General features: G+C 32.0%; 20 protein-coding genes and 1 pseudogene. 5 read left to right on the top strand and 16 right to left on the bottom strand.

What is annotated here, in order from left to right; all coding sequences use genetic code 11:
* Positions 1 to 26: 26 nt before the first annotated feature.
* Positions 27 to 620 (bottom strand): DUF6609 family protein, encoded by a 594-nt coding sequence (locus ACFQZ1_RS24465; protein WP_377884762.1) that lies wholly within the window; start codon positions 618 to 620, stop codon positions 27 to 29.
* Between the two features lie 242 nt (positions 621 to 862).
* On the opposite strand from ACFQZ1_RS24465, the gene ACFQZ1_RS24470 reads away from it, so the two are divergent.
* The gene (locus ACFQZ1_RS24470) at positions 863 to 1684 is read left to right on the top strand and encodes an alpha/beta fold hydrolase (RefSeq protein WP_377884763.1); all 822 of its coding nucleotides are present in this window, start codon (positions 863 to 865) and stop codon (positions 1682 to 1684) included.
* A gap of 72 nt (positions 1685 to 1756) precedes the next feature.
* Here ACFQZ1_RS24470 and ACFQZ1_RS24475 read toward each other — a convergent pair whose 3' ends face one another.
* From ACFQZ1_RS24475 to ACFQZ1_RS24485, 3 genes are all read right to left on the bottom strand, one after another.
* Positions 1757 to 2122 carry a carboxymuconolactone decarboxylase family protein gene (locus tag ACFQZ1_RS24475; RefSeq protein WP_377884764.1) on the bottom strand — a complete coding sequence of 122 codons (366 nt, stop codon included), beginning with the start codon at positions 2120 to 2122 and terminating at the stop codon, positions 1757 to 1759.
* Positions 2123 to 2287: 165 nt separating this feature from the next.
* Positions 2288 to 2587 (bottom strand): YxcD family protein, encoded by a 300-nt coding sequence (locus ACFQZ1_RS24480; protein ID WP_377884765.1) that lies wholly within the window; start codon positions 2585 to 2587, stop codon positions 2288 to 2290.
* Complete coding sequence (locus ACFQZ1_RS24485; RefSeq protein WP_377884766.1) at positions 2575 to 3027, bottom strand: hypothetical protein; 453 nt, start codon at positions 3025 to 3027, stop codon at positions 2575 to 2577. Before ACFQZ1_RS24485 ends, ACFQZ1_RS24480 begins: the two co-directional genes overlap by 13 nt.
* Positions 3028 to 3287: 260 nt before the next feature.
* On the opposite strand from ACFQZ1_RS24485, the gene ACFQZ1_RS24490 reads away from it, so the two are divergent.
* Positions 3288 to 4049, top strand: coding sequence for a DUF1836 domain-containing protein (locus ACFQZ1_RS24490; protein WP_377884767.1), 762 nt, complete (start codon positions 3288 to 3290; stop codon positions 4047 to 4049).
* Between the two features lie 32 nt (positions 4050 to 4081).
* Here the strand turns inward: ACFQZ1_RS24490 and ACFQZ1_RS24495 are convergent, their stop codons facing one another.
* The 3 genes from ACFQZ1_RS24495 to ACFQZ1_RS24505 form a co-directional block, all read right to left on the bottom strand.
* Positions 4082 to 4636, bottom strand: coding sequence for an MFS transporter (locus tag ACFQZ1_RS24495; protein ID WP_377884768.1), 555 nt, complete (start codon positions 4634 to 4636; stop codon positions 4082 to 4084).
* Positions 4633 to 6069, bottom strand: a complete 1437-nt coding sequence (locus ACFQZ1_RS24500; RefSeq protein WP_377884769.1) for an FAD-binding oxidoreductase — start codon at positions 6067 to 6069, stop codon at positions 4633 to 4635. Before ACFQZ1_RS24500 ends, ACFQZ1_RS24495 begins: the two co-directional genes overlap by 4 nt.
* 221 nt (positions 6070 to 6290) lie before the next feature.
* Complete coding sequence (locus ACFQZ1_RS24505; RefSeq protein WP_377884770.1) at positions 6291 to 6893, bottom strand: DJ-1/PfpI family protein; 603 nt, start codon at positions 6891 to 6893, stop codon at positions 6291 to 6293.
* Positions 6894 to 7125: 232 nt separating this feature from the next.
* Between ACFQZ1_RS24505 and ACFQZ1_RS24510 the strand changes: the two genes are divergently transcribed.
* Positions 7126 to 7692: a hypothetical protein gene (locus tag ACFQZ1_RS24510; RefSeq protein ID WP_377884771.1), complete on the top strand. Its 567-nt coding sequence runs from the start codon at positions 7126 to 7128 to the stop codon at positions 7690 to 7692.
* 213 nt (positions 7693 to 7905) lie between these two features.
* Here the strand turns inward: ACFQZ1_RS24510 and ACFQZ1_RS24515 are convergent, their stop codons facing one another.
* Positions 7906 to 8889 (bottom strand): DNA-binding protein, encoded by a 984-nt coding sequence (locus ACFQZ1_RS24515; RefSeq protein ID WP_377884772.1) that lies wholly within the window; start codon positions 8887 to 8889, stop codon positions 7906 to 7908.
* Between the two features lie 351 nt (positions 8890 to 9240).
* On the opposite strand from ACFQZ1_RS24515, the gene ACFQZ1_RS24520 reads away from it, so the two are divergent.
* The gene (locus tag ACFQZ1_RS24520) at positions 9241 to 10401 is read left to right on the top strand and encodes a tyrosine-type recombinase/integrase (RefSeq protein ID WP_377884773.1); all 1161 of its coding nucleotides are present in this window, start codon (positions 9241 to 9243) and stop codon (positions 10399 to 10401) included.
* Positions 10402 to 10463: 62 nt separating this feature from the next.
* Here the strand turns inward: ACFQZ1_RS24520 and ACFQZ1_RS24525 are convergent, their stop codons facing one another.
* The 3 genes from ACFQZ1_RS24525 to ACFQZ1_RS24535 all read right to left on the bottom strand — a co-directional run bounded on the left by ACFQZ1_RS24525 (position 10464) and on the right by ACFQZ1_RS24535 (position 13501).
* Positions 10464 to 10694: a hypothetical protein gene (locus ACFQZ1_RS24525; protein WP_377884774.1), complete on the bottom strand. Its 231-nt coding sequence runs from the start codon at positions 10692 to 10694 to the stop codon at positions 10464 to 10466.
* Between the two features lie 183 nt (positions 10695 to 10877).
* Positions 10878 to 12518, bottom strand: coding sequence for a SpoIID/LytB domain-containing protein (locus ACFQZ1_RS24530; RefSeq protein ID WP_377884775.1), 1641 nt, complete (start codon positions 12516 to 12518; stop codon positions 10878 to 10880).
* Positions 12519 to 12643: 125 nt separating this feature from the next.
* On the bottom strand, positions 12644 to 13501 hold the full coding sequence (locus ACFQZ1_RS24535) for a DegV family protein (protein WP_377884776.1): 858 nt from the start codon (positions 13499 to 13501) through the stop codon (positions 12644 to 12646).
* 273 nt (positions 13502 to 13774) lie between these two features.
* On the opposite strand from ACFQZ1_RS24535, the gene ACFQZ1_RS24540 reads away from it, so the two are divergent.
* A complete protein-coding gene (locus ACFQZ1_RS24540; RefSeq protein WP_377884777.1) occupies positions 13775 to 14095 on the top strand; it encodes a hypothetical protein in 321 nt (106 codons plus the stop codon).
* Positions 14096 to 14258: 163 nt separating this feature from the next.
* On the opposite strand, the pseudogene ACFQZ1_RS24545 reads toward ACFQZ1_RS24540, so the two are convergent.
* From ACFQZ1_RS24545 to ACFQZ1_RS24565, 5 genes and pseudogenes are all read right to left on the bottom strand, one after another.
* A pseudogene (locus ACFQZ1_RS24545) lies at positions 14259 to 14451 on the bottom strand (MFS transporter); the annotation flags it as partial.
* A gap of 23 nt (positions 14452 to 14474) precedes the next feature.
* Positions 14475 to 15182: a cytoplasmic protein gene (locus ACFQZ1_RS24550; RefSeq protein WP_377884778.1), complete on the bottom strand. Its 708-nt coding sequence runs from the start codon at positions 15180 to 15182 to the stop codon at positions 14475 to 14477.
* Between the two features lie 26 nt (positions 15183 to 15208).
* A complete protein-coding gene (locus tag ACFQZ1_RS24555) occupies positions 15209 to 15919 on the bottom strand; it encodes a polymer-forming cytoskeletal protein (RefSeq protein WP_377884779.1) in 711 nt (236 codons plus the stop codon).
* 13 nt (positions 15920 to 15932) lie between these two features.
* Complete coding sequence (locus tag ACFQZ1_RS24560; protein WP_377884780.1) at positions 15933 to 16556, bottom strand: YhbD family protein; 624 nt, start codon at positions 16554 to 16556, stop codon at positions 15933 to 15935.
* A 194-nt stretch (positions 16557 to 16750) separates the two neighbouring features.
* Positions 16751 to 18526: an SgrR family transcriptional regulator gene (locus ACFQZ1_RS24565; protein WP_377884781.1), complete on the bottom strand. Its 1776-nt coding sequence runs from the start codon at positions 18524 to 18526 to the stop codon at positions 16751 to 16753.
* Between the last annotated feature and the right edge of the window lie 50 nt (positions 18527 to 18576).

Raw genomic sequence — 18576 nt, forward strand, 5'->3', positions numbered from 1 at the left:
GCATCTCCCTTTGCTTTTTCTCTTCCTTATAAAGCTTCTGTATTATTATTTATCATTCTTTCTTTTGGATCTTTAGATAAAAATAGTGCAATACCGAATAAAACTTTTATTACCCCATCAGCAATTGCAACATACATAAATGGAATATTAGAATCGATTAGTCCAAATAACGTGATTATGATTAATGGAATAGAAAGATAAACCATACTTTTCCCATGAAGGATTGCAAATGGAATAAAATGAATACCTGTTGCAAGTAAAGCTCCCATCCAAATCATACGATAGTCATTCGTTTCAAAATATCTTCCTGAAATTAATCCCATAAGAACAAATAAAAGAACTATTGATAGATTCCCAACTTTAGACTGAAATTTAGATAGCGGTCCAAATGAAAGCTTCTTTCTTAAATATTTATTTCGTAAAATGAATATGAAACCTGTAAAATACCCAATCCCAAAAACTACGGGATGAATAAAAAATTCCCCACCGACAATCGTAGCCATAATAATAACGACTCCAATCCATATTAACCATAAACCAACGATTCTTTTGTTTAAAAATTCTAACTTTCCTCCTTTCTCATAACCTAATTTCATTGCCAATTTCTCGAGTACTTCCATCATTCATTCCCCTTACTAGCTTTTATATAATTTCAATATAAAATTATATAGTTATTATGTATTTTTTACCATTTTTTTAAAATTTGACTATGAAACATAACCTGATATTATAAAACTTAAAGTAAAAATAATTAAATATAGTGCTCACCTGTTTTTATAAGTATCTTTGAATACACAGCTGCAATAAAGCATATTTTTGAATATGTAAACTTATTTTTTCTGTGAAAAGGAGGTTTATGTACATGCCCTATATAAAACTTGATCATGATGTGAATATATATTATGAAGATCAAGGTCAAGGAACGCCGATTATATTCGTACATGGTGTTTGGATGAGTAGTCGCTTTTTTCATAAACAACTTCCTTATTTTAGTGAAAACTACCGCGCGATTTCACTGGATTTGCGAAGTCATGGCCGTTCTTCTCACGCTCAATCTGGGCATACCATTGCAAACTATGCTCGTGATTTACATGCTGTTATAGAAAAATTATGTCTTGAGAACGTTGTATTAGTTGGCTGGTCTATGGGAGCATTTGTTGTTTGGGAATATTTGAAACAATTTGGAGAAAGTAATGTGAAAGCTTCTGTTATCGTAGATGAACTAGCTTCAGATTTTAAATGGCCTGATTTTTCAATTGGAGCATTCGATTTCTCTGATCTTATTCATATAATGCGAGAAATTCAAATGGATCGAGTTGGTTTTTTGAAAGGATTTATACCATTAATGTTCAAAAACCCTCTTTCCGAAGAAGATTTTGAGTGGATGTTAAAAGAAGTGACAACTATTCCAGAGTCTATTGCAAGTGCTGTATTATTTGACCAATCTGTTGTGGACTATCGAGACTACTTAGGTCAAATTACCACTCCGACTCTCCTTTGCTTCGGGAGAGAAGAAAAACTTATTCCTGTTGCAGCAGGTGAACATTTACACAAACATATTAAAAACTCTCAGCTTATAGTTTTTGAAGAGAGCTGTCACTGCCCTTTTTTAGAAGAAACAGACCATTTTAATAAAGTAGTAGAAACTTTCGTTCAGTCGTTAGATGACAATAATGCACCATGATTAATATGTTCCTTCGATTCGTTTTAAGCAATGAGCAAAAAACTCCTTCGTTCTGAAGGAGTTTTTTATCTTTCAATGCTTCTGTCGGTGTAGTTCTTCCATACATTCCTGTACAAGTGTAACAGCTTGGCTCATTGCAGCACCACCGGCAAATGCTGCTGCAACACTGCACGATTCTAGCACTTCTTTTTCGGAGCATCCTTGATCAATACAACCTTTTGTATGGTAAATTGTACAATATTCATCTTGCATAGCTAAACTAATACCTAATGCAATTAACTGCTTTTCTCTTTTTGTTAACGTCCCTTCTTGGAAACAAGCTTGTGTAAAAGCATTATAAGCTTCAGCAATTTCAGGAATTTGTTGTGTAAACTTTCCTAACCCTTCTTTATAATGTTGTAATGATTGGTATGTTGAACCTTGTTGTTGAAAATCCACTATATTCCCTCCATTTTTTCAATATGTACTACAACTTAGTATGCACGAAAAAAATGATGGTATCCTAATTAATCATCATTTTTTTCGTGCATACTTTCTCTTATAAGCATAAAAAATAGCTGCTGAGAATAGTTACATCTCAACAGCTATTTTTATATTACTCTATCAATTATTTAAATTTGCAAAAGCGATAATACCCTCTTCATCATGTAATTCAAGCTGTAATCTTGCTGCGAATGGATTAATATGATATTCCATATCAAGCCATAGGCGAAGTGCCTCGATTAAATTTGCCTGAATTAAAATTTGCTGACGACCATTTACTTCTACTTCAGCTGAGAAACCATAATCGTCATCATACATTAGTTCCACAAGAACATGTTCCGGAGCAACTTGACGTTTTTGTGCAATATATACACAGAGTGCATTAATTAACTCTTGTTCAGAAATTTTTATCGTTTCCATGCTGCTTCTTCCACCTGTTTCTTACGTTGATTTTTAAAGTATCTAAATGCGCGAACCGCTAGCATTACAATACCAGCCATTACGAACATATTAATCATAAATGCTAATACAGAGCCAAGAGCTCCCATGTTAGCAAATAAACTTCCCATTAATAAACCACCAAGACCACCAAGTAAAAGACCTTTCATAAAGCTTCCTTTATTACTTTTTGGCGCTGTATTTGTTGCTTTTGTTTTTGAATCTGTCGTTTTATTTGCATTTACATTAGAATCTTTTTTCTTTAAATCCACTGTTGATTTTTGTGTTTGACCTGAGCTTGGAGTATAAGATTTTTTACCAGATTTGTAGGTTTTTGCATAAGCACTATCTACTGAAATGAAACTACTTGCGGCGAAGACAAACATAAATGCGGTTAATATTGTAACGATTTTTTTTAACATATAATATTCATTCTCCTTCTACTATAAGTAATACTATCTATCTTTCTCTTAAAATATGAAAAAGATAATTGAATCTTAAAGTTAATTGAAAGGTTCTTATGAACTTATTATATGAACTTTCAAAAGAATAATCAAGGGTTATTTCTTATAATTACTAAATTCTTCGCCCACAGGAAAAATCATGAGAATACAATTGACTTTATACAAAACAATACATAATATAAGTTCATAAGAACTTTTATATTATCGGAGGTGAAAAGATGGAAACATTTCATCTCACACGAAACGAAATGGCAATGCTCCTCCTGTCTCTTAGAGGATGGAATACAAAAAAACCTCTTGCAATTTTACAAGAGGCCTGGGCAAAGTCACATAAAGAAGATATTGAGAGCGGTCAAAGTTTTACAGCACTTATTACAACCGCACTAGCACCTATTTTTGAAAAGCTTATTAAAGTAGAAGAAACGGATATTGGACTCTCTTTAAATGAAATTGTTGCTCTTGGGAATCAAATAGAAAACACTAACTTTTCTATTACAGCACTGCAAAATTGGGTGAAACGTGATATAAAAGAGATGATTGGTTCTCCGCAAAAAGGAAAAAAATATTCAATTGACCAAGCTGCCTTATTATTTATTGTGGAAGATTTAAAAACAGCGCTCGATTTTGAATCCATTAGAAAGTTGTTAAAACTAATTGTGAATGATCCTGCAGATCGCACTGATGATTTAATTAATCCTGTTCAATTATATGTTTTTTACTCTTCTTTATTTGAAGAACTAAATCAACAAGGTTTCGCTCAGTTCAATGCAACGAATACGATTCATACTATTGAGCAAATAATTAAAGAAAAAGCTGATCAATTAGCAGCTAAAATTGAACATATAAACAAAGAACAACGCGAAGCAATTCGAAATGCAATTGTAATTGCAACATTATCTGTCCATACTGCTTATGTACAAAGGTTAGCGAAGCGCTACGTATCAGCTACTTTATTTTTACAACATTTAAATTTGAATTAAACTTTTATACAACCACATATAACCGATAACATTTATTTTCGGTTATATGTGGTTTGATTATTTGTTCGCCCAATTATGATACCGCTTATCATATATAGAATTGAAGCGACATAAAAAATAGTTCCAATGGTTAAAAAATCAACTAAATAACCTGTTAGAATAATAGCTATTCCTGCTCCTAAGGATGTCCATACGTGATATTTTCCGATTTCATAACCAGCTTCTTGACGTTCTACCTTTCGTGCAAGCGATGTTTTTTCTGCATTTTTCTGAATAGCTCCCAAACACCCCATCATAATTTGTAAAATATACACATGCCAAACTTCTGTAGCAATTGGAAAACATAGCATCAAAACAGCCATTGACCAAGAATATATGATTAAGAGCTTCCTATCACCAAATTGATCGGAGATTCTACCAATTAGAGGATACACAAGTGCTGATGTTAACGTAAATAGACCATATGCCCAACCAAATTGTGAAAAACTGTTTCCTACATTTCTAAGTAGTAATACATAGAAAGGAAATACCATACTTCCTGCCATCATTATGAGACTTTGCGAAACTACAAATCTTTTATATGTCATTGACCATACTCCTTATAAAATAGATTAACAAACCGTTCTTGTGGGTCATATTCCCTCTTTTTTTGAAAGAATTCGTTTACACGTAAGTAGGCATCTTGTAATTGCTGTTTTTCTGTATAAGGATAATATGGCAAATAATAGCTTCCATTATGTTGTAACGTAACGTTTACCATCTTCTGTATCACTTTTTTTGTCTTTTGTATGTCTTCTTTAGAGCGTCCTTGATTGATAAGCAGTACAAGAGCAAACATATCCTCTTTCGCATATGACAAAACCGCACTATCATTTTTTGTCACATATCGAACAGTAATATTAAGAAGATTTAGTTCTTCTTGTTCTAATACTTTTCGCAAGTCATCTATATATGAAGAAAAGTGATCAACAGGAATAAAGTATTCTTGTAAAATTTCTGTATAATTAGGATTTTCATATTCCATGAATGTACTATCTGATCGCATTACATTATTACGAGTTTCATAAGACCCATTCGTACGTTCAAAATATTTTTTTTGGATATTCCAAAACATTGCTTTTCCCCAGTCGCTGTACCTAGATAATCCAAGAAAAAACTTTGGCAGGGCAACAGTTGTCTCTTCTTTTAAAGTGCTATACCGCTCTCGCGTTTCTCGATTCGTAACAAAAACATAATTTGTCACATACATCTCACGTAAAAATGAGTCCGGTGCTACAGAAATACGGGCTAAATGCATGCGCACCCCTTCATTACCTTCAACGTGTTTCTTGAAATAGGAAGCATATTGATCATAGTCTAACATTTTAGTTTGTATTTGATACAGTTCATCTTCCGTTAACTTAAGCGTTACATCTAAGATGACTCCAAATAAACCATACCCCCCAATCACTAAAGAGAATAGTTCTGAGTTTTCATCTCTACTTACATTTTTAATTGTGCCGTCTGCCATTAACAAACGAAATGAATCAACTGTATCTATAAGTGCATCATGCCGAATATCCCTTCCGTGTACATTTGCACTTAAAGAACCACCAATTGTGAAGATGTTTTGTGACTGCATAACTTGAATGGCAAGACCATATGGATTAATAACCTTTTGAATATCATTCCACGTTGCACCACTCTGCACTCTTATTCTTTTTTGCTTCGGATTGAACTCCAATATTTTATTATAACTTTTCATATCTAGAACAGTGCCATTCGGATAATATGTATGTCCTCCTTGAGTATGCTGCATCCCAGCAATAGAGAGTTTTTCATTTGAAGTATTTGCATCTCGAACCAATTGTTGCAGCTTTTTTTCATCATCAACACTCTCTATTCGTTTAACCTTTGTTGGAAGTAATCGTCCTGAATCTGTTATAACAGGCTGAGTTAATTGTTGTCTATACGTATGTACCGATACAGTTAGTAAGGTAGTGTATATGACTAAAGAAATTATTATTTTACCTCTTTTCAATTGATCCTCTCCTTTCAACAAAAGTGTAATATTACACTTTTATTGAAATTATATCATTTGTTTTTAGGTATATAAAGCGATATTTTCATTAGTAGAGGTATCTTTTTTGTTTTTTTTAAATCTTTTAACCAATGAATAGTGGGATAAATAAAAAAATCGGCACTTTATCGTAAAGTACCGATTTCCTCCAAATACTCATTTCTTTCTTCAGCAAATTAAAATTATGCTCTTCTCCATACCGTACCTCTTTTTTCATACTCTAGTCTGCTTTCGACTAAATAAGCTACTTCAGAATTTACAAATCGTTCAATGAGCCATAGAGCTAAATCAATACCGGAAGTTACTCCTCTTGCTGTAATAATATCATGATCATCAACAATTCTAGCACTTAACACTTCACAACCGTATGATTCCATTTCATTTTTAGCAAGATGGTGCATAGTAGTTTTCCGTCCTGTTGTAATTCCTGAAACAGCCATTAACATTCCGCCCGTACAGACACCGGCGATAATACCCCCTTGCTGATAAATTTTAGCGATTAATTCCGGTAATTTACCTCTATCTGCTTCTATTCTTGCTCCCTTCTCTCCTTTATGATTCCATCCACCACCAGGTACGATTAAAATATCTGGACAATTGTCTTCACTAAGAAAGTCATTCACTTCAACTGTTAAGCCATAAAACCCAGTCACCGAATTCAAATTTAATGTAACCATTTTCACATCGAATTTTGCTCCGAACTCATTCGCACGTTTTAATACCTCATATGGTCCTATGGCATCCAGTTCGTCAAAGCCATCAAATAATACAATTCGAATATTCATCGTTGGCCCCCTAACTATAAGCATCTTCACCATCCATATTAAATGAGTTAACAGAATAATAACATAATGTTTTCCTTATCAATGTTTATAAAAAAATGTTATTTACTCTTTCACCGCAAAGGTTTGTAATATCAGCGATTCATTATTTTTGTCGAACTCTTATACAGGATTTTAGTCAATCTATATCGAATTTCTAAAGGGCTTTATTTTTGTTAAGGAGGAATTTATCGAGATGAACTATTTTTCTATAATTAGTGATTTAGTGTTTATAGACCGCAAACATCTGTTTACAGAAACAGATATTATGCTGTATCATCCTGGTCATTTCCCTGAATTGAACGAACTTGTTGCAAAACATTGCTCTCAAGAAGTTGTAAAATACATTTTCATTCCTTCTATTTTCAATACATTTCTACAAGCGAATGAATTTGAATATCATAGAGAAATATTAATTCGATTAGGTGTTCCTCATGAGAAAATCCAACCGATTACAGGAAATTTTTCTAATGTAGAAGGTGTAATAAAAAGTGCGTTTAACATGATTAATAATCAAGAGGTAACAAATGTATTACTCGCTGGAAAAAGTTTTTTCTGCCGAAGATTTTTATTACTTGCTTCACTATATGCTGCGGAAGATAAAATATTAGATGTTCTCCCACTGCAAGATATTCGACAGATTAATCGCGATACTTGGCACACAAGCGAAAAAGGAAGACAACGAATCACAAATGAAATTAAACAATATCACGAAATTACGGAAAGAAATTCTTGTTCTTTCACTCGAATTTCCAATACATAAAATTATTATGTAAACTATATACAAAAAACAGTCCCCAAATATATCCAAATGAATTTAAGGATCCTATGAATCTCGCTATAGAGTTTTATATGTTACAGGTATAATATCATTATTACTTATATAACCCCCCCTAATAAATGAATCTGAAAGGTCGTTTTTTAAGTTTTTTGGATATTTTTGTATATTAAGAGGCTTATCTACATGATAAGCCTCTTAATGTTTCATTGTATATCGACCTAATTTTTCTCGTACAGCAGAAACAATAAATTCCTCTATTGAAATTTTTTCTTCATTTACTATATTTGAGATAGACTTATACTCAGATGAAGATAGTACAATGCTTTTTGTAACACTATTACTGTCTAAGTAAATGCTATTATTTGGACGTTTTACTAATTTCCCTTCTATTATATATGGCATAAGAGAGTCAATCCACTCTTGTTGAAACTGCATAGGAACTTGAATAAGTGATTGGCGAATTTCAATGATCCAAAAATTGTGTTCTTCTGAAATTCGAAGGTTTCGTGGTGATACATATTGCAATAAGAAATCAATTCGCTGAAAAATATCACTTCGTAAATTGTGTGTTTTCAAAAAACGAAACTTCACGAATTTTTGATGGTGACTTCTCGGTTTATCTGATAATTGATAAGCTGGCAAAAAGCCCCTTTCTTCCGCTTCCTGCAATGTCATATCATTCCCAAATTCATCCGTTACGATAATGTTTCCTCTTTTCGGAATAGATGTTATACGTGCAATTGTATTTCCCTGTATAAACTTTTGAAATAAGACGAGATTATATTTTCGAGAGTATGTATAAAGACTATTAGCATCATCTAATTTTTCAGCCAAATTCTTTACATCTTCTTCTTGGACAAACCTTGTTTCTTTATTTCTATGCAATTGAATTGTATAGGTTAACTCCCCTTCTTCAATCCATTTCCATAATTGATACATACTAATGTGAAACTGTTTACTTGCTTGGTTTAATGTAATTCCCTCTATGTGTAACTGTGATTGTAATGCAGTAACTTCCTCCCTTTGAAATAAAAAACTGCCATCTAATCGCCACGTATCTTTATTAATTGGGGTTAATTTATTTTCCTTCATCAATTTCTTAAATGTGAAATTTGTGATACGTAAATACTCTTTGACTTCATTTGTATCCATATATTGTTCATATGTATGCTCGTACATGCTAATAAATCCTTTCCATTCAAAACTTAATATAATTTATATAAAAATAGAATTTAAAAGAAAAACAAAACACAATGTAAATTTATTATATCACATATAAATACGGAACTATAATTATATTATAAACATACATAAATTCTTTTTATTTTAAAATTAACTTTTCTATCATTTTAATTCAACTTATAAAATTCAAAATTTATAAATCGATTTTAAATCATAGAAAATGTATGATTTTCTATAGTTAAGGATTAATATTGTATTTTAGATACATGCACTTTAAAATAAATTATATATACATTTTATTTTTTTAAATTAATACTCTATGCAAAATAAATAAGGATTTGATATAATATGGAATTTAATTTATTACCAATTTATAATAGTAATTCGTTATTACATAATAAAAATGGTAAAGAAAAGTTTGCGAATACTATTGCAATATGGAATAAAGATTTTTTAAAACAAGCTGAAGATCAAAAAGAGAAAAATGAGCGTGAAGATACATATACATATGAGGGTTTTTCTGATGAAGAGATTTTATATTATTATTTGAATCGACAAACACATTTTGATAAAAACAAACGAGTAAAAGACACATCTCGTCTTCTATATTCTAGAGATTTATCACAGTTTTATTTTTTTATTCGAGAGCATATAGAATTTTTACAAATGGATGTGGAGAATTTTATCGAAGGTAAAATATGGATAAATTTAAGGGAACGACACATTCGCAATTATCAAAGGTGGCTTGTTGAAGACGCAATCTCTTATCAATCTAACCAAGTATATAAGCCAGCAACGATAAGTCGAAAGCTACGAATTATTCGATCCTTTTTAAAATGGTTATATGAAATTGAATATATTAAAGATCCTATTTACATTGACATGCTCAGTACAACGATAACCCAAAATCATAAACCAAGAAGAGAATTATCTTATGAAGAAGTAAAACAATTGCTATCATATTATAAAAATAATCCTATTAATTATGCTTTGCTTTCAATATTAGCAACAACTGGACTACGTATTGCAGAAGTTGCACATGCAAAGTGGGAAGATTTAGAGTACGATGCATTGCGTGATCGATATTATTTATATGTAAATACGAAAGGTGATTCTGAACGAATTGTACCAATTAACAAAGCTGTATTTCAACGGATATCTGCTTTTCGACACCGTCGCCGTTTGCCAACTGAGTTAGGCATTAAGCATGGTGGCACTATTTTTCAAACAAAAAATCATACAACATATAAAGAAAATTATTTGTCTCAGTATATCACCAAAATCATAAAAGAAACTAATTTACCATTTACAAAAAATGCAAAAATAACTCCTCATTTCTTTCGGCATTTTTATGTTCAATATTTATATGATTATAAACAATTACCACCTCATATCATTGCAGCAGCTGTTGGTCATAAAGATGATCGTACAACAAAAGAAAATTATTTGAAGCAGCGATTAATGAAAGATCATGATGCAGGGAATTTAATTCATGAGGATGAGTTTTAACTACAAAACAGGAAGAGCATATGTTATGAGCCCTTCCTGTTTTGTAGTTTACAATAATTATCTTATATTAAACTATATCTATTTTGCTTGCGCCCTTTTCCACTCTCTTTGATTATATAAGATTTCCTAACTAGTGTTGTTAAAGAGTCTACCATTGTTTTATATGATAAATTCGATAAAACAAGCAAATCATTCGTATATAATATTCTATGTTTTTCTAATAGTAGTAAAATAAGTCGTTCCGATGGTTTTAATTCCTCATCGCTTTCAAGAATAAAATCAATATTTTTCATGAAGATACACCCTTAAAATAAAATTTAAACGTTATTAAATTAATATTTATTGTATTAAAATTATATAATAAATTTAATGATTTGTCGTGATAATTATCATATATAGTATCAATAATAGTTTAAAAAAATAACAAAAAAGCTGTTTCCTAACAAGGAACAGCTTTGAAAAATGCCTTTCATTTTTTATGCAACCCAAGCGCCATCGTTACCAATTTTATATCCATCAATTATAGTGTTCATCGCCATATGACCATCTGTGTACATGTAATACCATTTTGTTCCTACTTGTATCCAACCAATTTTCATTGTTCCAGAATTCTCAAGGTAATACCATTTCCCGCCTTCACTTAGCCAACCTGTTTTCATTGCTCCAGTATTCTCAAGATAATACCATTTCCCGCCTTCATTTAGCCAACCTGTTTTCATTGCTCCAGTATTTTCAAGGTAATACCATTTCCCGCCTTCATTTAGCCAACCTGTTTTCATACTTCCATTATTATAGTAGTACCAATTGTTATTTTCGTATTTCCAACCACTTTTAGGTTTATCATATTTTTTTGTAAGAACTGTTCCTGGATAATAAAAGCTTAAAATTTCTTGATAACCTTTTCCTAAACGAGCCATTTGCTGAGCACCATATTGACTTAGACCAACGCCATGTCCATTACCTTTTCCTTGAACAATAATTTCGTTAGTAGAATCGATTTGCTTACTAACTAAATAGCTCTTCATAACAGAACTTCCAATAATCGGGCGTATTTTATCTGCATTTACATCTATTAATTTTAATTGTTTTGTAATTAGTTTACCTTCTGTATCGACTTCACCTTTTACAAAAAATTCTACAACAATATTTCCTTTTGAAACTCGTCCACCTGATGTTGGTTTTGTAAAAGTAAGTGTAGGAATAGAAACAATCTTAATATCTTTTCCGGTATATCCGTAATTATTTAACCAAGTTTTCATAGTTTTTGTGATTTGTTCGTCTTTCTCTTTTGTTACATTCCACCAAGATTCATAGTTTTTTAAGTCTTTATTTGCTATATCAATTTGTTGCTTTTGAATTTTAACCTCCCATGAAAATTGTGGATCATATGGATCATCTTTTACGACAAAATAAGGAAGTTGTTCCGCTTGCCAAGCATTGGAATTTGATTCAATTTTCCCTCCGTTTGAAGAAGAAAATACAGCGTTAATAAGTGTACCATTATACTCCAGCACTTGCCCATATGTATCTTCTACTGCTTTTGTGCTCTTTGGGTGTAATGCATCATACCCACCATATACTTGATATTGCACTGTATCATTAATTTCTTTTCCTATATATCCCATTGCATATGTACGAGCAGCTACAGCTTGACTTTTTACAGCGTCTGGATACCATTCTGCTGGCATTTCATCTGGAACTACACTTTTAATATAACTTTCAAGGGGCATGATATTCACAACTTTCAACCATTTCCCCTCTTTTATTCCGAATTCAAACGAGCCTTCATATCCACGATTATTAATTTTAATTATGTTTCCATTTTCTTGTTGTAAAGAAAGTGTATTCATTTCTTTAATAAGTTGATTTCCTTGATAAAGAAAAAGAATAGAACCATCCGTTTTCAACGTATAAGTAGTATCAGCTTTCAAAGTAATACTAGAGTTGCTCGTCTTTGTATCTTTTAATGTTTGTACTGAAACCTCTGTTTGATTTCCTAAAAATCGTTTTAGTTCAACTTTTATCATTGGTTCGCTTGTTTGTGCCTGTACAAATGTTTGCGGAAAATTAGAAATAAGTAAAAACATCATGGCACATACTATTAAAAATTTTTTCAAGATTTCCCCATCCTCACATAAAATAATAGTTTACAATTTTATAATAAACCTGTAAGCATTTGGAAATCAATGATTTTTCGGAATAAAAACAAAAATGTCTCTTATTTTAAGAGACATTTTTGTTTTTACGCTTCATTTAAGAAAAATATAGCTAATGTTCCCGGGCCGGCATGAGCTCCAACAGCTGCACCAATTGAATTTACTACAAATACTTTACATCCAAATTTTTCAGTAATCATTTCTGTTAGTATGTTTACACTTTCTAAATCATCACCGTGTGAAATCCCAATTGTTTGATCTTTAAGATCTTTCCCTCTTGTTTCCATAATATCTACTATACGCTGAAATACTTTCTTCCGGCCGCGTATCTTTTCAAGTGGAATAAGTTTTCCGTCTTCTACATTTAAAATAGGCTTAATATTTAATAAGCCACCTATAAATCCTGCTACTTTGCTTACTCGTCCACCGCGAACTAAATATTGTAAATCTGCAACAGTAAATATATGTTCCATATGTTTCATCATGAAAGCAATACGGTTTAAAATTTCCTCTTTTGTTGCTCCGCCTTGTGCCATCTTTGCAGCCTCTAATACTACAAGTCCTTGGCCAGTTGATGCACATTTTGTATCAATAATGTCTAAAGAAAAACTAGGATACGCTTCTTTTACTTCTTCTCCTACAAGAACAGAAGATTGATACGTACCAGAAAGTTCAGAAGTAAAAGCTAAATAAATGCATGTTACATCTTGTTTTGCGTATGTAGTGAATACTTCTTGAATTGTTTCTAAAGAAGGTAATGATGTTCGATATACTTTTCCTTCTTTCATATTTCGAAGCAAGTCTATTGGATCTAGTGTTACTCCATCTAAAAATTCATTCTCTTGTTCATCATATACACGAAGCGGAATCACCTCTATATCATAAGTATGAAGCAACTCTTTTGGTAAATCTGCCGCGCTATCTGTAATGATTTTTATTGTCATTGTTCGTTAAACCTCAATTCTGTTATAAATATACATAAATTCGATTAGTCCCTCCTAAATTATATATGCAATACATGGATTAAGAAAGTGAAAAATCTTATATAAAACATTTCTGTTATATTGTATTCATAAAGACAAACAGCAATGAATTTTTTCTAGTATAAATAAAAAAATGTTTTTTTATTTATATCTATGTTACTATTTCATGTTTTTCACGAAAACCGTTATAATAATATATAGCCTCTTAGATTAAGAAATAAAGGAGAATACAATATGGCTAAAATTAAAGTATATCAACCAAGAGAAGAGCATGTAGGTGCAGTGAAAAGTATAATTGATGTTGAGGAATTAAACCCAACGGCTGCTGATTTACAAAATTTATATGCATGTGTATTAGAAACTGAAGATATGTCTTTGCCTGAATCCTACATTGAAGAAGACATTTTAATCGACTCTGTTGAGGGTATGGTAAATGCTTCGACAAGTAAAATTAAAAATTTAGGCGCGTATGATGTAATTGAAGTACATAACAAAAGTAAAAAGATTCAAATTTTATTACTTGCAGATGACGAATATGAAATTATTGAAGAATAATTTCAATTTATTATTTATGAGTCATTAAAATAAAAACACCCTTTTCATAAATAATATGAAAAGGGTGTTTTTCGTTAGTTTCCACTTAAATTCTTCTTTATTTCGAATGACCATCTTTTCATTTCCCACGAAGAATTTAAACTGGAATACTTTGGTCCGTACCAGATAATTTACCAAATATTATTATACCTACTATCTCTACTGCCATGTAAGCAGAGACGATCCAAACGAAATTTTCAAGTTCATGCAGGTGACCAACAATTGTTCCCATCACTGTTACAATGATTGTATTATTCATCGAAGCGAAATAAAAGACCAGTAACGATGAAATCAAGATTACGACCTTTAGCAACAATAGAATCGTTCTTCCTCCATATAATTATATTTGTTTATATTCTTTCACAAGTGATTGACCTTCATTTTTATAGCTTTCATGATATTCTACTACACTAATTTCACATTCTGGTCCAATCGTAACATTGTTACCTCGAACAACATCAGCTTTTGTGTATTCAAGATAAATTTCATCTCCTTCGATTACATTGGCTTGAAGATATCCTCCGTGTTTCGAGAAAGGAAAGAATGATGATTTTTTTCGAACTGTAATTTTCTCGCCTCCTATTTCTTTTACATTGCTGTGCTCATACCTTATAATGATATTAATATTTCCAGCATTCAGCATACCTGTAATTGTAAAACCGCCATTTAGTGTGAAATTCTCTGCCTCTAAGTTGCCTTTCACATTTATTCCACCTGTTACATCGACTTCTTCACCAGCAAAATTTTCACCAATGTCAAACATCCCTCGTACTTTTGTACGTTTCACTCCTGCCGAACCACCAACTTCAAGATTACCGTTAACTTTCACATTTTCTGAATGCAAATCTCCACGAATTTTCGTTTCTCCAAACACAGTTACCATGTTTGCTTTTACATTTCCTTGCACTTCACTCGTTCCAAACGTCTTAAACACATCGCAATCAATATCATCCAAAATCGTTCCTTCTCCGCGAATTTTGACATTTTTGTAAATACCGCCAGATGAATTACCAGAACCATTTAAACTAAGGTTATACTGTTCTTTCATGTTATCTGTCCCTTTCTATTAAAAAATTAAATTTTTCGGCTCTCTTTTACGTTAGCGTTTTTATCGATTGTACAAACCCCTGTATATTCAATAAGATTAATTTCACAATTTGGCCCAACCGTTACATTGTTACCTCGAATCGTGTTCGTGTTTGTATACTCAACTATAATATTGTCACCTTCTATTAACTCTGTTTCCATTCGAGTAGTAAACATTGTTTCGAAGAGCCAACTTAAAGCGGATTTCTTATATTTTATGTTAATCGTTTGACCGCCTATTTCTTTTGCTTTACATTCTCCGTGCATATCAATAAAAATATCATCTGCACTCAATAAGCCACCCACGATAAATTGTCCTTCTGAATTGAATGTATCTACTTCACAATTCCCATCAATGATTGCTTTACCTTGAATATTCATGTCCTCACCAGATACATTTCCTCCGACTGTTCCTTTACCGGAAATTTTTATTTTCTTTACAACCGCATCCTGTTGTATACTGCCGCTGCCTTCAATGCTCATTTGTAGAGCATCTATTTTTCCATTTATCTTTCCGGAACCACTTATTTTTACTGTCTCAGCCTTTATATCTCCATTTACATGACCAGAGCCGTTACATTCGAAATCCACACATTCTAAGTCCCCATTTACAGTCCCTCTTCCGTTTAATTGCACATTGCGAAACTGTCCTCCGTTCGACGTTCCATGTCCATTAATTAATAAGTCATCAGTTTTCACTACTTTCCCTCCATCATAACAACTTCGTTTTTAATTCTTCTGTACAATTCATTAAAGGTAAACGAATAACAATTTTAGTACCTTGATCAAAATAAATATCCTCTACGCTCGAAAGTAAGAAACATGTTGAAACACCTAATTTTCGAATAAAAATAAGTTCGCCATTTTTATTCTTCATCGCTTCATAGTGTTCATTTAATACATGTAACACCATTTTTCCTTCTTCAAGGCTAACTTCTCCAGACTGAAGAATTTTTTCTAAAATATAAACGAAAAGAATTTTTGAAAAACGAAATTCAGCTAATTCTTGACTTTGTTCTATAAAAAAACGTACAACGGATTCTGAAGCAATCCCACGCTGTATAATTCCTTCCTTAGTTAAACTAATCTCAGTCACATTGGGTGAAAACATGTTTGCTAAATCATCAAGAGACAAATTCTCTTTCATCGTCTGAATTTTTTCGATTCTATCTAAAATTTTTTCTTTAGGAAAAAACGTCTCTTGTCCAGTAAAGGTTGATTTTCGCACAAACCAATCTTCTGGTATTAAGTTTTTTCTTTTCCACCTATATAGCTGACCATAAGAGATTCCAGTAAGATCTAGCAAATCTTTTTTCGAAATTAAGTCCTGACTCAAAATTCTGCTCTCCCTTCTTTTTATTCAACATAACATAACATTGTTACGCTATAAAGATACATTATTCCATTTTTATGAAAAATAGACTAAAATCATTGATACGCTTAACCTTTATCTACTCTATCTAAAGAATAAACCCACCATTTCATCGTATGACGGTCGAAGAAATGATGGGTTATGGGCACTTTGTTTTACTACTTTGTTACGTTATTTGTATGCTTAAACCATATATGATAAAAATTAATCCAGCCCTGGGAGTTAATTGCTACATTTTTCACTCCCTCATGCGTATGTATCGTCATATAATTTCGGTACAAAGGAATTACATGAATATGTTGTAACAGCTCCTGTTCAGCTTCCTCTAAAAATTGCATACGCACATTCGGATCTTGCTCCTTAAATACACGTTTTAATTTCTCGTTTAAATTGAAGGAGCTATGCTGATGAAGAAAACTATTTGTAGTTAGCAATAGATATAAATAACTTAATTCAGCATGTTCGCTTATCGTAGCACTATCATGAATCAAGTCCGCTTTTTGTATTATGTGAGGCGTAAGAAGTTCATGTGCATCTAAAAAAGATAGCTCTACCTTAATTCCATATTTGGCACATTCACTTTGAATCCAATGTGAATCCTCAACATGATCCTTATCTTGAAAGGTATATAAATATAATGTCTCTCCGTTATATCCACTATTCCCCAACAATTCTTTGATTGAACTTTCTTCACTTATTTCGATTGTTTTTCCTAATAATAGATTTGTTGCTACTTCTCCGCGTTCTCCTCTTAAATCGTTTAGTATTTGCATGCCGTTGATGATTTGTTTTAAGGCTTGCCGAAATGCTATATATTGCATTGGACCTTGCTTCTTTGTATTGAGTGTAATATATGTTACATTCGCTTCTAATTGAGACATTTCTTTTTGAACGTTCTTTATATCATGCTGCAAAGAAGCTAATAAAACTTCATAGCCGCTTTGACTACTTATATCTTGTGAATACCAAAGTTCAATCCGATCAAGAAATGGGCGCTCACGAAAATACAAAGGATTTACTTCTAAAATAAGTAGTGCATCGTTATTTTTAACAAGTTTGAATGGACCTGTTCCATTTAATACGTATTGATTATTCTCCTTTGCGTATGATTTAGGAATAATAGAACAATGTTCTCCAGCTAAAATATGTAAAAATAGTTCATTTTCTGTTTGTAAATGAATTTCAATTGTATATTCATCTACAATATGTATTTTTTCAATATCTTGTAACATCCAGTGATAAGGATTTTCTTTTGTAATTAAAAAACGATTGAACGTGTACTTGACATCATGTGCAGTAAAGGGTTTTTGATTATGAAAATGCACTCCTTTACGAAGATAAAATGTCCATATTTTATGTATATCATTGTACTCCCAATAAAAGGCGAGGCGAGGTTCGACTTCATTTGTCATTTCATTATAATGAACGAGCGTATCACAAACGTGCTTAACAATGTGACACTCGGAGCGAAGCGTTACATACATAGGATCTAAACATATAATTGGCTGTATGCGCATGTTTAAACGTAAAACATCGATTCTTCCTTGGGGTGACTGTTCAATGTGATATCCAAAAAGTGTATCAATCCATGTTTGGAATTTTTCTAATACGTAGGGAAAATGCTCTGCAAATGTTTGAATAAAAGCTTTTCCACTTTTGATTTCACCTTGCTTTACAAGTTCTTTTCCTTTTTCATAAATAAGCGTTGCGGGGTCTTGTAAAAAAGTAATTTTAGATCGATTTCCTCTTCCACGTCCTGGGACCCAACCAATCCACTGCATTTCTTCTAGTTTTTTTATTGTAAATTTACTATTTCGATCTGTACAATATAATGACTTTGAAATGTCTTGCAGCGATATTTCTATGTTGTCGCCAAGATTTTTCCCCCTTGCATACTGAAGCCATAGCTGTATATAATGGTCCAAAATTATCATGCCTCTCCCCCTAAAAGATGAAAAATTTCTTTGCTTCATTCTACTCTTTT

The sequence above is a fragment of the Bacillus sp. CGMCC 1.60114 genome, from assembly GCF_042676365.1.
Classification (GTDB): domain Bacteria; phylum Bacillota; class Bacilli; order Bacillales; family Bacillaceae_G; genus Bacillus_A; species Bacillus_A rhizoplanae_A.

Excerpts from the sequence above, each read along its gene's own strand:
- ACFQZ1_RS24495 (WP_377884768.1), bottom strand. The coding sequence starts at position 4,636 with ATGACATATAAAAGATTTGTAGTTTCGCAAAGTCTCATAATGATGGCA.
- ACFQZ1_RS24565 (WP_377884781.1), bottom strand. The coding sequence starts at position 18,526 with ATGATAATTTTGGACCATTATATACAGCTATGGCTTCAGTATGCAAGG.
- ACFQZ1_RS24510 (WP_377884771.1), top strand. The coding sequence starts at position 7,126 with ATGAACTATTTTTCTATAATTAGTGATTTAGTGTTTATAGACCGCAAA.
- ACFQZ1_RS24550 (WP_377884778.1), bottom strand. The coding sequence starts at position 15,182 with ATGAAAGAACAGTATAACCTTAGTTTAAATGGTTCTGGTAATTCATCT.
- ACFQZ1_RS24525 (WP_377884774.1), bottom strand. The coding sequence starts at position 10,694 with ATGAAAAATATTGATTTTATTCTTGAAAGCGATGAGGAATTAAAACCA.
- ACFQZ1_RS24515 (WP_377884772.1), bottom strand. The coding sequence starts at position 8,889 with ATGTACGAGCATACATATGAACAATATATGGATACAAATGAAGTCAAA.
- ACFQZ1_RS24465 (WP_377884762.1), bottom strand. The coding sequence starts at position 620 with ATGGAAGTACTCGAGAAATTGGCAATGAAATTAGGTTATGAGAAAGGA.
- ACFQZ1_RS24520 (WP_377884773.1), top strand. The coding sequence starts at position 9,241 with ATGGAATTTAATTTATTACCAATTTATAATAGTAATTCGTTATTACAT.
- ACFQZ1_RS24485 (WP_377884766.1), bottom strand. The coding sequence starts at position 3,027 with ATGTTAAAAAAAATCGTTACAATATTAACCGCATTTATGTTTGTCTTC.
- ACFQZ1_RS24480 (WP_377884765.1), bottom strand. The coding sequence starts at position 2,587 with ATGGAAACGATAAAAATTTCTGAACAAGAGTTAATTAATGCACTCTGT.
- ACFQZ1_RS24470 (WP_377884763.1), top strand. The coding sequence starts at position 863 with ATGCCCTATATAAAACTTGATCATGATGTGAATATATATTATGAAGAT.
- ACFQZ1_RS24535 (WP_377884776.1), bottom strand. The coding sequence starts at position 13,501 with ATGACAATAAAAATCATTACAGATAGCGCGGCAGATTTACCAAAAGAG.
- ACFQZ1_RS24540 (WP_377884777.1), top strand. The coding sequence starts at position 13,775 with ATGGCTAAAATTAAAGTATATCAACCAAGAGAAGAGCATGTAGGTGCA.
- ACFQZ1_RS24490 (WP_377884767.1), top strand. The coding sequence starts at position 3,288 with ATGGAAACATTTCATCTCACACGAAACGAAATGGCAATGCTCCTCCTG.
- ACFQZ1_RS24505 (WP_377884770.1), bottom strand. The coding sequence starts at position 6,893 with ATGAATATTCGAATTGTATTATTTGATGGCTTTGACGAACTGGATGCC.